This is a genomic window from Variovorax sp. KK3 (assembly GCF_001984055.1).
Lineage (GTDB): Bacteria > Pseudomonadota > Gammaproteobacteria > Burkholderiales > Burkholderiaceae_C > Variovorax.
This window is the reverse complement of the sequence record NZ_LYVO01000209.1, coordinates 1-399: the sequence shown is the minus strand read 5'-3', so window position 1 is coordinate 399 and position 399 is coordinate 1. Positions and strand designations below refer to the sequence as shown.

Here is a 399-nt window from a genome sequence, read left to right as displayed (position 1 = left end):
GAGCGCGGGTGGATTGCTCGACAACACCAAAGGCAATATCGAATCGGGTTCTGACCTGTCGATCCAGGCGCAGCGATTGACCAACACCGGCAAGCTGCACGCCGACGGCAACAGCTCTCTCGGCATCGGCGGCGCACTGGTCAACAGCGGCAGCATCACGTCGAGCCGAAGCGTGGTCATCACTGCGGGCAGTTTGAACAATGACGCCGGCCGCATCATCGCTGTGGGCGAGCTGAGTGCCACCGTTGCGGGGGCACTCCGCAATCAGGCAGGCGCCGTTGCTGCGAATGGCAACACGACGCTCAACGCGGCCAACCTCCACAACGACGCTGGCGCCATCGCGGCCGTCAACGGCAAGCTCAGTGTCACCACGACCGGCACCACCTCCAACGTGGGCGG

At 64.4% G+C, this 399-nt stretch carries 1 protein-coding gene; it reads left to right on the top strand.

Going from position 1 to position 399, the window contains the following annotated elements; translation table 11 throughout:
- Window positions 1–13: 13 nt before the first annotated feature.
- A partial coding sequence (locus B0W80_RS34200; RefSeq protein WP_256856770.1) for a hypothetical protein occupies window positions 14–399 on the top strand: 386 nt, incomplete at its 3' end.